General features: G+C 72.2%; 13 protein-coding genes. 5 read left to right on the forward strand and 8 right to left on the reverse strand.

Annotated elements, in window-relative coordinates; translation table 11 throughout:
- Window positions 1–104: 104 nt before the first annotated feature.
- The gene (locus ACFY36_RS17350) at window positions 105–1,121 is read left to right on the forward strand and encodes an Lrp/AsnC family transcriptional regulator (RefSeq protein WP_499746974.1); all 1,017 of its coding nucleotides are present in this window, start codon (window positions 105–107) and stop codon (window positions 1,119–1,121) included.
- Here the strand turns inward: ACFY36_RS17350 and ACFY36_RS17355 are convergent.
- Together ACFY36_RS17355 and pdxR are read right to left on the reverse strand one after the other, a co-directional pair.
- Window positions 1,112–2,212, reverse strand: coding sequence for a sensor histidine kinase (locus ACFY36_RS17355; RefSeq protein ID WP_499746975.1), 1,101 nt, complete (start codon window positions 2,210–2,212; stop codon window positions 1,112–1,114). The genes ACFY36_RS17350 and ACFY36_RS17355 overlap by 10 nt on opposite strands.
- Before the next feature lie 80 nt (window positions 2,213–2,292).
- Window positions 2,293–3,651, reverse strand: coding sequence for a MocR-like pyridoxine biosynthesis transcription factor PdxR (gene pdxR, locus ACFY36_RS17360; RefSeq protein ID WP_499746976.1), 1,359 nt, complete (start codon window positions 3,649–3,651; stop codon window positions 2,293–2,295).
- A 47-nt stretch (window positions 3,652–3,698) separates the two neighbouring features.
- Between pdxR and ACFY36_RS17365 the strand changes: the two genes are divergently transcribed.
- Entirely contained in the window at window positions 3,699–4,703 is a 1,005-nt protein-coding gene (locus ACFY36_RS17365) for an aldo/keto reductase (RefSeq protein ID WP_499746977.1), read from the forward strand.
- Here the strand turns inward: ACFY36_RS17365 and ACFY36_RS17370 are convergent.
- From ACFY36_RS17370 to ACFY36_RS17385, 4 genes are all read right to left on the reverse strand, one after another.
- Window positions 4,700–6,133: an MFS transporter gene (locus ACFY36_RS17370; RefSeq protein ID WP_499746978.1), complete on the reverse strand. Its 1,434-nt coding sequence runs from the start codon at window positions 6,131–6,133 to the stop codon at window positions 4,700–4,702. The genes ACFY36_RS17365 and ACFY36_RS17370 overlap by 4 nt on opposite strands.
- Before the next feature lie 90 nt (window positions 6,134–6,223).
- The gene (locus ACFY36_RS17375; protein ID WP_499746979.1) at window positions 6,224–6,994 is read right to left on the reverse strand and encodes a 2-phosphosulfolactate phosphatase; all 771 of its coding nucleotides are present in this window, start codon (window positions 6,992–6,994) and stop codon (window positions 6,224–6,226) included.
- A 4-nt stretch (window positions 6,995–6,998) separates the two neighbouring features.
- Entirely contained in the window at window positions 6,999–8,168 is a 1,170-nt protein-coding gene (locus ACFY36_RS17380) for an alanine racemase (protein ID WP_499746980.1), read from the reverse strand.
- Complete coding sequence (locus tag ACFY36_RS17385; RefSeq protein ID WP_499746981.1) at window positions 8,155–8,553, reverse strand: hemerythrin domain-containing protein; 399 nt, start codon at window positions 8,551–8,553, stop codon at window positions 8,155–8,157. Before ACFY36_RS17385 ends, ACFY36_RS17380 begins: the two co-directional genes overlap by 14 nt.
- A 116-nt stretch (window positions 8,554–8,669) precedes the next feature.
- Between ACFY36_RS17385 and ACFY36_RS17390 the strand changes: the two genes are divergently transcribed.
- Entirely contained in the window at window positions 8,670–9,128 is a 459-nt protein-coding gene (locus ACFY36_RS17390) for a hypothetical protein (RefSeq protein ID WP_499746982.1), read from the forward strand.
- 19 nt (window positions 9,129–9,147) lie between these two features.
- Here the strand turns inward: ACFY36_RS17390 and ACFY36_RS17395 are convergent, their stop codons facing one another.
- On the reverse strand, window positions 9,148–10,197 hold the full coding sequence (locus ACFY36_RS17395) for a YndJ family protein (RefSeq protein WP_499746983.1): 1,050 nt from the start codon (window positions 10,195–10,197) through the stop codon (window positions 9,148–9,150).
- A 45-nt stretch (window positions 10,198–10,242) separates the two neighbouring features.
- On the reverse strand, window positions 10,243–11,793 hold the full coding sequence (locus ACFY36_RS17400; RefSeq protein WP_499746984.1) for a beta-N-acetylhexosaminidase: 1,551 nt from the start codon (window positions 11,791–11,793) through the stop codon (window positions 10,243–10,245).
- A 19-nt stretch (window positions 11,794–11,812) separates the two neighbouring features.
- On the opposite strand from ACFY36_RS17400, the gene ACFY36_RS17405 reads away from it, so the two are divergent.
- Both ACFY36_RS17405 and ACFY36_RS17410 read left to right on the forward strand, forming a co-directional pair.
- Entirely contained in the window at window positions 11,813–13,021 is a 1,209-nt protein-coding gene (locus ACFY36_RS17405; protein ID WP_499746985.1) for an amidohydrolase family protein, read from the forward strand.
- Window positions 13,021–13,401, forward strand: a complete 381-nt coding sequence (locus ACFY36_RS17410) for a RidA family protein (protein WP_499746986.1) — start codon at window positions 13,021–13,023, stop codon at window positions 13,399–13,401. Before ACFY36_RS17405 ends, ACFY36_RS17410 begins: the two co-directional genes overlap by 1 nt.
- Window positions 13,402–13,441 lie beyond the last annotated feature (40 nt).

The following is a 13,441-nucleotide window of genomic DNA, read 5'->3' on the forward strand; positions in this document are numbered from 1 at the left end:
GGGGCAAACCGGGTGATCCCGACCCTAGGCGCGGAGATCATCCGGCCCCATCCCTCGACGTGGGGACTGACAGCCCCCATAGGGCGCCGCCATAGAATGGCCGGGTGGCGACCGAGTCCCGCGTGCTGGACCACATCGACCGGCAGATCCTCCACGCGCTGCACCTCTCGCCGCGCGCCCCGTTCGCCCGCGTCGCCGCGGTGATCGGCGTCTCCGAGCAGACGGTGGCCCGGCGCTATCAGCGGATGCGCGGCGCCGGCATCGTCCGGGTGCTGGCCCGTCCCGACCCGTCGAAGATGCCCGGCACGACGTACTGGACGTTGCGCATCGGCTGCCGCCCCGGCACGGCCCCGGGGCTGGCCGACGCCCTGGCCCGGCGGGGCGACACGGCCTGGATCAGCATCGGCGCCGGCGGCGCCGAGATCACCTGTTCGGCCGTCGTCTCGGCCGGGCAGGGCGGACTGCTGCACCACCTGCCCCGCGCGTCCAACGTGCTCACCTTCAGCGCGCACCAGATCCTGCACCGCTTCGCCGGCCGGGGCGAGGTCGACTGGGTCGCCACCGGCCACGAGCTCGGGCCCGATCAGCAGGCCGCCCTGATCGAGGGCGCGACCGTGCTGGGTCACGCCGCGCCGCTGGACTCGGACGCGCGGGTCGAGCCGGCCGATCAGCCGCTGCTCGACGCGCTGGCCCGCGACGGGCGGGCCAGCTGGGCCTCGCTGGCCGCGGCCACCGGCTGGACCCAGCGCCAGGTCGCGCAGCGGGTGGCCGTCCTGACCGGCAACGGCGCCATCTTCTTCGACCTCGACGTGGCCGACACGGCGATCGGCATCCTGGCCTCGGCCAACCTGTGGTTCACGATCGCGCCGGCCCACCTGGCTGCGGTCGGGGCCCGGCTGGCCGACCACCACCAGCTGTCGTTCGCGGCCGCCGTCTCCGGCTCGGCCAACCTGATGGCGGCCGCCCGCTGCCGCGACGCCGCCGCCCTCTACCGCTATCTGACCACCGAGGTGGCCGCCATCGACGGCATACACAGCGTCGAGACGGTCCCCCAGCTGACCAGGGTCAAGCAGGCCCATTTCCTGATCGAGAACGGCATGGTGCGCGACCCTCACACCTGAGGCGCGGGGAAGGTGACCACCATGGCCACGCCGGGGTCGCGGGCCTCGGCCACCACCAGGCCGCCGTGGGCCTCGGTCAGGCTGCGCACGATCCACAGGCCGAGCCCGACGCCGTCGGGGCCGCCGACGGCGAAGCGGCCGAACAGATGCGGCCGCAGGCTCTCGGGGATGCCGGGGCCGTGGTCGCGGATCTCCAGCCGATCGGTGGCGCCCCGGCGACTGAGCCCGACGACCACGGGTGGCCGTCCGTAGCGCAGTGCGTTGCCGACCAGGTTGACGACGATCTGCTCGAAACGCTCCGGGTCGACGTAGATCAGAAGGCCCTCGTCGGCCTCGATCACGACGTCCTTGCCGCTGGTGTACGACACCGCGTCGCGCAGGAGCGCGGCGGCGCCGGTCGGCCGCCGGTCGAGGCGCAGGTGCCCGGAGCTGTCGATGCGCTGCATGTCGAGCAGCCCGTCGGCCAGGCGGCGGATCCGGGCGGTCTGCCGCAGGGCGGCGTCGACCATCCGCCGCTCGCCGCCGGAGGCGTTCTCGCCGAGCTCCTCCAGCGCGAACTGCACGGTGGCCAGCGGCGAGCGGACGTCGTGGGCCAGGGTGCTCATCATGGCCGACTGCCAGGCCTCGACCCGGGCCAGCCGTTCCCGGTCCTCGCGCAGGTGGCGGGCCTGCGCCTCGACGAGCAGGGCGACGGCCACGGCGATCGGCAGCAGCACGAACGCGCTGTTGAGCACCTCGGGCGGCCGTTGGGTCAGGATCAGGGGCAGGATGTACGCCACGCCGGCCGGCGACACGTAGGCGAGCAGGATCCACCGCGGGAAGTGCAGGCCGGCCCAGGTGTAGAGCAGCACCAGGAACGGGCCGGTGCCGGCCGCGACCCCGCCGAACGACCAGGTCGACAGGCCGAGGACGGCGAAGGAGGCCAGGCCCAGCCAGGCCGGCGCCTCGGGGCGCAGCCGGTCCCAGGGCACGGTGAAGCCCACGACGCCGAGCACGACATCGCACACAGCGACCAGCACGAGCCGGGACGGTTCGCCGCCGTTGCCCGCGATGCCGACCAGGGCCAGCAGGCCGGCCAGGAACAGCAGCACGGCAGCCTGCCGGGCCGCGGTACGCGGCCCGGTTCCCAATAGGCTTAATGCGGCTTTTCGGGCGATGTGCTCAGGATATGTCACGACAGTTCTTGGCGGGCGAGCGTCGCCACCGCCCCCGCCACACTGGCGTCGCTGATGTTGCCGTAGCCGAGGACCAGGCCGGGCGGTCCCGGCGCGACCCGGTAGTCGGCCAGCGTCATCACGTCGACCCCGGCCGCCCGGGCCGAGGCCGCCACCGCCGCCTCGTCGAGGCCGGGCCAGGAGCAGACCACGTGCAGGCCGGCGGCCACGCCCTGGGCCGTCGCGGCCGGCAGGTGGCGGGCCAGGGCGGCGATCAGCAGGTCGCGCCGGGCCCGGTAGCGCTGGCGGGCCCGGTGCAGGTGACGGTCGTAGCGCCCGGCGGCCACGAACGAGGCGAAGGCCGCCTGGTCGATCGCGGGCGGTCCGGCGCCGGCCGCCATCGCCGTACGCCAGCGGGCCGGCGCCACGGCCCAGCCGAGACCGACCGCCGGGGCCAGGGTCTTGTGGGCCGAGCCGGCCAGCACCACCCGCTCGGGGTCGAGGCCCTGGAGGCAGCCGACCGGCTTGCGGTCGTAGCGGAACTCGCTGTCGTACTCGTCCTCGACGATCACGCCGTCGACGGCCCGGGCCCAGTCGATCAGGGCGGCCCGGCGCTCCGGCGCGAGCACCACTCCCGTCGGGAACTGGTGCGCCGGGGACAGGAGCACCGCCCGTACACCCGAGGAAAGCTCGGCCACCCGCAAGCCGCAGGCGTCGACCGGAACCGGCACGGGCCGAAGGCCCGAGGCCGCGGCCGCCTCGCGCAACGCGCCCCAGCCCGGATCCTCGACCGCTATCTCGCGATGCCCCTCGGCGGCCAGGGCCCGGCACAGGCGGCCGGCCGCGTCCCGGATGCCGCCGCAGACGATCACCGACTCGGCCGTGGCGACGGCGCCCCGCGCGCGGGTCAGATAGCCGGCCAGGACGACCCGCAAGATCATCGAGCCGGCCGGCGGCGGAAACCCCAGATCGGTCTCGGCGGCGGCGCGGGCCAGCGCGTCCGCCCACTGCTTGCGCGGAAAGAACCGCAGATCCGGCAAACCGGGCGCGAGATCAAAACGTGCTCGTGCCGGGCGCGCGGTCGGAAGATCGACTTCCGGGGAACCTCCGGGCGACCAGCGCACCCGCGTGGCCGAACCGGTGCGGCCGTGCAGGTAGCCCTCGGTCGTGAGCTGCGCGTAGGCCTGCGTGACGACCCAGCGCGAACAGCCGAGCGAGGTGGCCAGCACGCGGCTCGGCGGCAGCGCGGCGCCCGTGCCGACGCGCCCGGACCGGATCGCCTCGCGCAGCGCGCCGGCCAGCGCGACGTGGCGCGGACCCGGGCGGGAGAGATCCAGGAGGGTCTCCCACGCGAGATTGGTACGGGGTTCGGTCATCGAATCGGATCGTACCGGCGGACCGATCCGGCCGTAGGGTCGTCATCATGCGTTATCGATTCCTGGGCCGCACGTCGCTGGCGGTCAGTGAGCTCTGCCTCGGCGCCATGACCTTCGGGCGCGAGAGCAGCGAAGAACTCAGCGTCCGCATGCTCGACCGGTTCGCCGAGGCCGGTGGGACGTTCCTCGACACGTCCGACGCCTATTCGGCCGGGCGGTCGGAGGAGATCGTCGGCCGCTGGCTCAAGGGGCAGGACCGCGCCGACTGGGTGATCTCCACGAAGGTGCGGTGGGGTCCCGGCGGCAACCGCGAGGGGCTCGGCCGCAAGCACATCCTGGACGCGGTCGACGGCAGCCTGCGACGGCTCGGCACCGACCACATCGATCTCTACCACGTGCACGGCTGGGACCCGGCGGCGCCGGTCGAGGAGACCGTGCGCACGCTCGACCTGCTGGTCACCAGCGGCAAGGTGCGCTATCTGGCGGTCAGCAACTGGGCCGCCTGGCAGATCCAGAAGGCGCTCGGGGTGGCCGACAAGCGCGGCTGGGAGCCGTTCGTGGCCGTACAGCCCCGGTACAACCTGCTCGACCGCGAGTTCGAGTGGGAGCTCGGGCCGCAGGCCGCGGCCGAGGGGCTCGGCGTGCTGCCGTGGAGCCCGCTGCGCGGCGGCTGGCTGACCGGGCGCTACGTCCGCGGCGGGACCTTCGAGAAGGGCAGCCGGCTCGGGCAGGCCGAGGCCGAGAACTGGGGCGAGCGCTGGGCGGTCTACGACAACGACCGCACCTGGCGGGTCCTGGACGAACTGGCCGGCGTGGCCCGTGAGGCCGGCCGGACGCAGGCTCAGGTCGCGCTGAACTGGCTGCTCCAGCGGCCCACGGTCACGGCGCCCATCATCGGGGCCCGCGACCTGGACCAGCTGGAGGCCAATCTCGGCGCCGCCGGGTGGGATCTCGAGCCCTCGCTGGTCCAGAGGCTCACGGCGGTCACCGAGACAGGTCCACTGCCTTATCCGTACGACGTCCTGGCCGGCAGCAACCGCACTTTGCCCTAACCCACGGCGACGGTCTCGGGCTGCGCCTGGGTGCGCTTCACCGGCCGTACGAGCAGGAAGACCGCAAGCGCACCGACCAGACCGACCCCGGCCGAAAGCCAGAAGCCGGCGTCCAGTCCGGCCGCGGCGGCAACGGGGGAGCCGCCGCGGCCGGACGCCAGCGCGTGCGCGGCCGCCGAGTCACCGCCCAGCGACGACGTGGCGCGGGACAGGAAGATCGAGCCCACCGCGGCCACACCGATCGCGTAACCGAGCTGGCGGGCCGTGTTGAGCGCGCCCGCCGCCATGCCGCCCCGATGCGCGGGCACGGCCGCCATGCCCGACTCGGCCAGGTTGGGCATGACCAGGCCGACGCCGAGGCCGACCAGCGCGTAACCGGGCAGCAGCGACGGCCAGCTCGAACCCTGGTCGAGCAGGACCGCGCCCAGGGCGGCCCCGGCCGCGATCAGCAGCATGCCGGTGCCGATCAGCACGCGCGGCGACCGGCCGTGCAGCCTGGCCCCGGCCACCCCGGAGACCACCAGCGAGAGCAAACCCATCGGCAGTGCGGTCAGACCGGCCTGCAACGGCGTCAGACCGACCAGCGACTGAAGCCAGATCGAGGTGTACGTCAGGATCGCGAACCCGGCGAAGTTGACCAACAGGGCGGCGATCAGGATGCCGGCGAACGACCGGTTGCGCAGCAGCCGCAGATCGAACATGGCGTGCGGGCTGCGCAGCTCGATCGCCACGAAACCGGCCAGGGCCACCACGGCCACCGCGAACAGCCACCACGACCAGCCGTGCTCGTTGGCCCGGATCACGGTCAGCGTGAGAGCGGTCGCCGCCACCGTGAAGGCGGCGGTGCCGGCGAAGTCGAAGCGGCCCTTGCGGGCGGCACCGTCCGGCTTGAGCACGAACTTGCACAGCAGCAGCGCCGCCACGCTGATCGGCAGGTTCACCAGGAAGATCCAGCGCCAGTTCAGCGCGTCGGTGAGCAGGCCGCCGAGCACCGGGCCGATCGCCGCGGCGGCGCCCGAGACACCGCCCCAGACGCCGTAGGCGACGCCGCGCTCCCGGCCCTGATAGGCGCTGTTGAGCAGGGCGAACGTGGTCGTGAACATGGCCGCCGCGCCGGCGCCCTGCACCACCCGGGCCGCGATCAGCAGCCCGTCGCTGGTGGCCAGGCCGCAGGCCAGGGAGGAGAGCGCGAACAGGGCCAGGCCGGCCGCGTAGAGCCGGCGGTGGCCGATCCGGTCGGCCAGGGCGCCCGCGCCGAGCAGCAGGACGGCCAGCGCGAGCGCGTAGCCGTCGATCACCCACTGCAGGTTGCCGAACGTGGAGTGCAGGTCGGCGGCCATCCGCGGCAGGGCCACGTTCACGATGGTCACGTCGATGAGCAGCATGAAGGTGCCGAGGCAGACGGTCACCAGGGGCCACCACTTACGCATTACGGGGTTCCTTTCGTCCCCCCAACGGTGGCCTGGTTCCTCGCATTTCCTGCAGCCAGAACCGTTCCCGCCGCCTTTTCCGCCGTTTTTCTAATCTGCTGGGTCAGATCCTCCGTCGAGGAACCATCCGTCGCGTAAAACCGGCACGACCTTGCTGGCCCCCAGGGCGGCCGCCACCGTCACATCGCCCTCGAAGCCGTTGTTGCGCAACTCCCGCCCGCTCACCGACTCGTGCAGTTCCTCGGTGAGCCGGTCGGCCACCCCGCGATAGGCGGCCACGGCGGTGGCCGCCTCGGGCGACAGACCCTCCTGCTTGAGCCCGTCGAGAAAGGCGCCGGCGCCCCACAGATCCTCCACCGCCGGGCGCAGCGACCCGTCCGGCCAGCGCTCCCCCGCCGCCACCACCGCCACCGGCCGGTCACCACAGCGCAGCCGCACCCACTCGGCGGCCGCGGCCGCGTTCCGCAGGCAGACGCCGACCACGGTGGCGCCGGCGTCGGCCATCCGCGCCGAGATGGCCGACCCGTTCGGCGACGGCAGCACCAGACGGTCGATCTTGGCGGCCTTGAGGTCGGTCCGCAGGATGCTCTCCGGCGACAACGTGATCTGGCCCGGGCCCGCCTGCGACCGGAACACGGCCAGCGCCGCCCCGTTGCGCCGGGCCACGGCCACCGCCGAGTCGTCGCGCCAGCGGTAGGGCAGCACGCTGATCCCCTGCTCCACGGCCACGGTCAGCGTCGTGGTGAACGACAGCACGTCGACCACCGCCACGAACGCCACGTCGGGCGCCACGGCGTCGGCGCCCACCGGCCCCCAGTCGAACCTGACCCGGTAACCGCCTTGCCCGTCCGAAGTCTTCATTCCGCTAAAAATAGGTCTCCAGGACGTCCACCACGCGACGATCCTCGTCGATGACCGGGATGTGCCGCCATTTGTCGAAAGCCGTGCAGGGATGGGAAATCCCGAACCGCACGAGATCACCGGGCCTGAGGTTCTCCGCGGCCAGATAGGTGTGATGGTCGTTGAGCTTGGTGACCTCGACACCGGTGGTGGCCGCGGACGACCCGTCCACCCGGCGGATCTCCATCGGCACCGGCAGCCCCTCGTCGAACGGTGCGTCCCGCTTGCCCATGCCGACCAGGGCCAGCCCCGGCTCCGGAGTGGACGTGACCTGCGCCCAGATCTCCAGCGCGGCCGCCAGCGGCCCCTCGGCGGGCACGCGCAGGAAAGGGGTCCGCTCGCGGTAGAAGCCGTCGTCGTGGGTGACCGAGGCGCCGCTGCGCAGCACCAGCCGGGCACCCTTGACCGGGGCGAGCCGGTCGATCACCCGGTCGAACCAGGCGCTGCCGCCGGCCGACACGATCGGCTCGGATTTCAATATTCCGGCCGCTCGGAGCCGTTCGACGCCGGCCACGAACAGGTCGAGGAAGTCGTCCACTTCCTGCTCGGTCTTGAGCTGACCCTCGTACGCGGTCACGCCCACCAACTCGACCCCATCGGCGGCGACGGCGGCCCGAGCGACGGCCTCAAGCTCGTCGAGGGTACGCACCCCCGTACGGCCGCGGGCGTGACCGAGCTCGACCAGGACCTTTCCGGTTGCGACGTCGACGCCCGCCTGGGAGTCGACCTGGAAGTAGATGTCCGGCTCACCGGCCAGCCAGCGCAGGGCCACCGGGTCGAGCACCTGGTTGGCGATGAGAATGCGCCGGACACCGAGCCGGCGCAGGACGAGCGCCTGGTTGGCCGTGGCGACGGTCATGCCCCAGGCCCCGGCGTCGAGCTGCGCGGCGAGCAGCCCCGGAGCCATGGTCGTCTTGGCGTGCGGGGCGAAATCCCAGCCGTGCCGCCGGCAGTAGGCGGCCATGGTGGCGATGTTGGCCTCGGCCGCCGCCCGCCGGAGCACAAGGACGGGCCAGGTGAGCACGCCGTCGAAGAGACCGGGCTTGTCCCGCGCGAAGTCGGCGGCGGCGCGCGCGCCGTCAGGCAGCCAGAAGCCCTTGCTGCGCCAGTCGACCGTGACCTCAGGAACGTCCACCGAAACCCCCGTCCAGTTGTGGGGCCGGCGCCAGCGCGTTCAAAAGGGCGACCAGGCGCTTCTCCTCCCCGATGAAATGCGTTTCCAGTACGGCGGTGAGGCCGTCCAGTTCCTCGGGCGTCATGTCGTCCCGCACCATCCCCGCGATGATCTCGTGATCACGGGCCAGGCCGTCCAGGAAGTCACGCAGCTCCGGATGCCGCCCGGCGAGAAAGGGAAAGACGGTCGAGTCCTCGGCGGTGTGATGCCGGGTGAGAGCGGCGCAGAAGGCGGGTCCGTCGCCCGCGCCGTCCCTGATCTCGTCGATCATCTCGAGCAGATGGTGATGGCAGGCGATGAGCCGATTGCCGTACGAACGAACGCTTGCAAGTTCCGAGTTGTCCACGGAGTTCCCATGGTCCGGCGCCTCCATGCCCACGGCGGTCTCTTTGCCGGGCGCACCGCGACGCTCCTCGAAGCCTACCAACGATTGTTGTCGTACCCCTGTGGTCTGCTTCCGGCATGGGTGTTCTGACCGACTACTTCCGCGCCCCTTCGGTGGAGGCCGTCCAGCGCGAACTGACGCTGAGCGACGGCGGCCCGCTGCTCAGCGCCTACGACAGTGTCGAGGCCAAGTGGATCGACACCAGCGTCGTGCTGGGCAAGCTCATCGCTTTCATCCGCGACGAGCCCTGGCATCCGCACATCGTCAGCGACCGCCTGATCTGGCCCGAGGGCGGCGAGCAGGACACGTCCCATGAGGGCCCGTGGGCGACGATCCTCGACGACGGGACCCGCGACACCCTGGCCACGATCGCCCCCGCCCGCGTGCCGTCCCTTGGCGCCCGGTGGGCCGCCATCGAAGAGCTCCAGCCGAACACCGACCCGCTCTACTTCGCCGAGCTGATCAGGGAGCTGTCCGCCCTGGCCGACCGAGCCCGCCAGGCCGGCGAGCCCCTCTTCTGCTGGATGAGCTTGTAACCCACCCGTCCGCGCGGGCTCAGCTGCGGGCGAACGCCGGCTCCGCTGCGACGCGAAGGCGGGTGTATGCGGCGAGGCCGCAGACGGCGAAGCCGAGGGCGTTGGCCACGCCGTGAGTGGCGGCCATCCAGGCCAGGGACGGATGCGGTATGCCCGTGGCCTCACCCAGGGCCCAGCTGACGGCCAGCACCATCGAGGCGGCCAGAACCAGGGCGGAGACGGCCAGGAGCGTGGCGGTCAGGCGGTCGGCCACCCGGGTGCGAGCGTGGCGCCAGGTCGACCAGCCCATGGCCCACATGCCGGCGGTGAGGACGAGGGCACCCGCGAGCTCGACGAACTCGCTGGTGAAGTAGCCGGCCAGCACCAGCAGCGTGCCGCCCGGAACGGTGAGCACGGCCGCGTCGGCGAGACGCCCGGGCGCCAGCCGCCGGTGCAGCCCGGCAATCAGCGCGGCGGCGAACCCAGCGAAGTGAAAATGGGCCACCGTCAGCGTCAACACCCCCAGCTCAAAGCCGAACAACCGATATCCGGCCCGCTCAGCCACAAGAGAACCGGCCGCGATGGCCGGGCTCACGAACGCGGTAGCCAGAGCCACCTGCTCCCGCCACACCAGCCGCCCGGACGGCCGCCGTCCCGCCGCCTGGCCGGCCGGCTTTCGCCATGCCCGCGCCGGTCGAAGCGCCTGTGTGGCGAGTAACGCCGCGGCGAACGCGTAGACCGACGCCAGCCCGGTCGACGCCGGCCCGCGGGGCAGCCACAGGCTCACGGCCCCCGCCGTAGCGGCGAACGGCCACGCCCTCAAGACAACGCCACCACCCCGGAGCCACCCGCGCCCGCCGGCACCACCACCCCAGACGGCGCAGCTGGACCGCGCGCGCTCGAATGCACCGCGCCCCGACCACGCCGCCCCCGCAGACCCGTGACGGGACCGCGCGATTTCGGAAGCGCCTCCAGGCTCAGGTGAGGGCCGCTGTCCTTCGAGGGGCGCGCCGAAAGCGAGCAGGCGCAGGCCGGTCGGCACGACGACCAGCATGCCGACGGTGATGAGGACGTTGACCAGAGCCCACATGCCAATCTCCGCACTAGTTGAACATGTTCAACTATAGGGCAGGGCTCAGGGACGGGGGAGGTCGGCCGTCATCTCGGCCAGCTGGGCCAGGCGGTCGGGCAGCGTTCGGGGGCGGCCGGGGTCGTCGGGGCGGGCGTCCCATGGGCGGGGGCCGGTGAGCGGACGGTAGTTGACTCCCAGGGCGTCCAAGCGGGACAAATGCTCGGGCAAGCGGGCCATGAAGGACTCGTAGGAGCGCCCGGGTGGGTCCCAGACCGCCTCGGCCAGGGCGCACAAACGCGGGTACGTCATGTAGTCGACGCGGCGGGCGTTCTCCATGTGTTCGGTCCAGACGTTCGCCTGGCCGCCCAGGACGTGGGCGGCCTCCTCGGCGGTCAGGCCGGGCGGTACCGGCTGGAAGCCGTAGACGTCCTCCAGCGTCAGCAGCGTGCCGACCGGGGTGGGCTCTCCCGGGTCGTCCGACTGGCGATAGTCCAGGTAGACCGAGATGTCGGGGCACGACACCACGTCGTGGCCAAGTCGCGCGGCGACCGTCGTGGGCAGGGGGCCTCGCCACGCCGCCACCACCGCCCCCGCTGGGGCTCCGCCGGCCAGGATCTCGTCCCAGCCGAACAGGCGCCGGCCGCGCGTGGTTAGGTGGGCCGCCATCTGCGCGGTGAACCACGGCTGGATGCCGGACAGGCCCAGACGGGCGGCCAGCGGGCTGCCCTCCCACTCGTCCGGCGGGCATTCGTCGCCGCCGATGCCGATCAGCTCGGACGGGAAGACGTCGCACAGGTGGTCCAGCACGTCGCGGCAGAACGCCATCGCCTCGTCGCCCAGGTTGAGCACGTGGGACGAGATGCCCCACGTTGTTCGGACGCCACCTTCAAAACCATTTCCGAGCCGGGGGTACGCCGCCACGGCAGCCTGCATGTGGCCAGGCATGTCGACCTCGGGCACGACGGTCATGTGCCGATCGGCGGCGTAGGCGACGATCTCCCGAAGGTCGCCGGTGGTGTAGAAGCCGCCGTGCGGCCGTCCGTCGTCCCGGGTGCCCAGCATCGAGGACGGCCGCCAGGCGCCCACCGTCGTCAGGCGTGGCCGGCCGGGGATCTCTACGCGCCAGCCCTGGTCGTCGGTCAGGTGCAGGTGCAGGACGTTCAGCTTGTGGAACGCGGCCAGGTCGAGGAAGCGCAGCACGTCCGCCACCGGCATGAAGTGACGGGCCACGTCGAGCATCACGCCCCGCCACGCGAACCGCGGCTCGTCGGTGATGGTCACCGCCGGAACGTCCCAGCCGACGTCGCCGGCCCGGCGCAGCGCCGCCGGCGGGAGCAGTTGCCTCAGCGTCTGCGCGCCGCGGAACACGCCCGCCGGGGAACCGCCGGTGATCTCCACTGAGGCCGGGGCGCACGTCAGGACGTACCCCTCAAGGGGTGAAGAGCGGTCGACGCGTAGCGTGACGCCGCCCCGCCCAGGAGGGAGTGGGCAGCGCAGAGCGCCGCGAAGCCAGGTGGCCACGCTCTCCAGACCGGGCCCGGCGTCGAGCGGGACGGCCGGATTTAGGTGGAAGAAGCCGTCGTTACGGGTGATAGACACCGGCTGCGGAATCATCGCTTATTACAGTATGCGAGTGACGTACGACCTGCTCCTGAGCGGGGGCGAGCCGTTCGATGTGGCGGTGACCAACGGGATGATCGCGGCGGTGGGCACCAATCTGCCGCGGGACGCCCGCACGATTGTGGACGTCAGCGGCAAGCTGGTCACGCCGGGACTGATCGATCTGCACACCCATGTGGGTCCCGGATATTGGGGGATCTCCCCGGACGCGGTGGCCTGGCGCACGGGCGTGACGACGTGGGTCGACGCGGGATCGGCGGGCGCTTACACGTTGGCAGATCTCATTTCCAGGACGCCTGATGTACGCGTTCCCGTGCTCCTCAACATCTCGGCGATCGGGCTTTCCGGGCGTACGGGCGAAGGTCGTGACCTGGACAACTGCGACGTCGAACTGGCCGTCGACACGGTTCAGGCGCACCGTGATGTCATCCGCGGCGTCAAGGTGCGCGTCGATCGCGACACCGTGGGCGACAACGGCGTCGAACCGCTGCGGCGCGCGCTGGCCGTCGGGGAGCGGTGCAAGCTGCCGGTGATGGTCCACATCGGGACCACGCCGCCGCGGCTCGACGACGTGCTCGACCTGCTGCGGCCGGGCGACATCGTCACGCACTGCTCCAGCGGCATCGCCGAGCCGCTCGGGCCGGCGGTCAAGGCGGCCTTCGGGCGGGAGGTCCGGTTCGACATCGGGCACGGGTCCGGCGGGTTCGCCTTCGACGTGCTGGAACGGCAGCTCGACGCCGGCATCATCCCGGACACGGTCTCGACCGACCTGCACTGCCGCTCCCAGCACGGCCCGGTCTTCGACCTGCCGACCACGATGGCCAAGATGTTCGCGGTCGGCATGGCCCTGCCCGAGGTGCTGGCCATGGCGACCACCCGGCCGGCCGAGATCCTGGGCCTGCCGGGCGGCACCCTGACCCCGGGGTCGCCGGCCGATCTCGCGGTCTTCGAGGTCCGCGACGAGGAGCACGAGGTGGTCGACTCCCACCGCCAGGTGCGGCGGGCGCCGAGGCGCCTGGTGAACACGGCGACGTACGTGGCCGGAAGGCTGCTGCGGCCCCGCCTGCCGGAACCACCGGCCCCCTGGGTCCCGCTGACCGATGCCCAGCGCGCGGCGCTCGACCGGCGAGAGCAAGATCTTCGTGAGATGCTCGCCGCGCCGCTGGTCGGCGTGGACGGGCTGGCCGAGCAGTTTCCACGCATCACCGAGGGGGACATCTGATGCCCAAGCGCGCAGTCAACACCGACAAGGCGGGCCCGGTCGGCGGGCCGTACTCGCAGGCGGTCGTCGCCGGCGACTTCATCTACCTGGCCGGAGCGATCCCGTCGCTGGCCGACGGCACCCGGGTCACCGGCAGCTTCGCCGAGCAGGCCCACGCCGCGTTCCGCAACCTGGCCACGGTGGCCGAGGCGGCCGGGGGAAGCCTCGATCAGGCCGTACGACTCGGCGTCTACCTGCGCGACTTCAACGACTTCGCGGAGATGAACGAGATCTACAAGGAGTACGTGACGAGCTCGGTCCCGCCGGTACGGACCACCCTGCCGGTGCCGCTGGTCGGCTTCGACATCGAGATCGACGCGGTGCTCTACATCGGGGCCTGAGCGCGTTTACCCGCCTCGTGTGCGCGAGCCTGGTTTGATC

Source organism: Actinoplanes sp. NPDC000266, assembly GCF_042899005.1.
GTDB lineage: Bacteria > Actinomycetota > Actinomycetes > Mycobacteriales > Micromonosporaceae > Actinoplanes.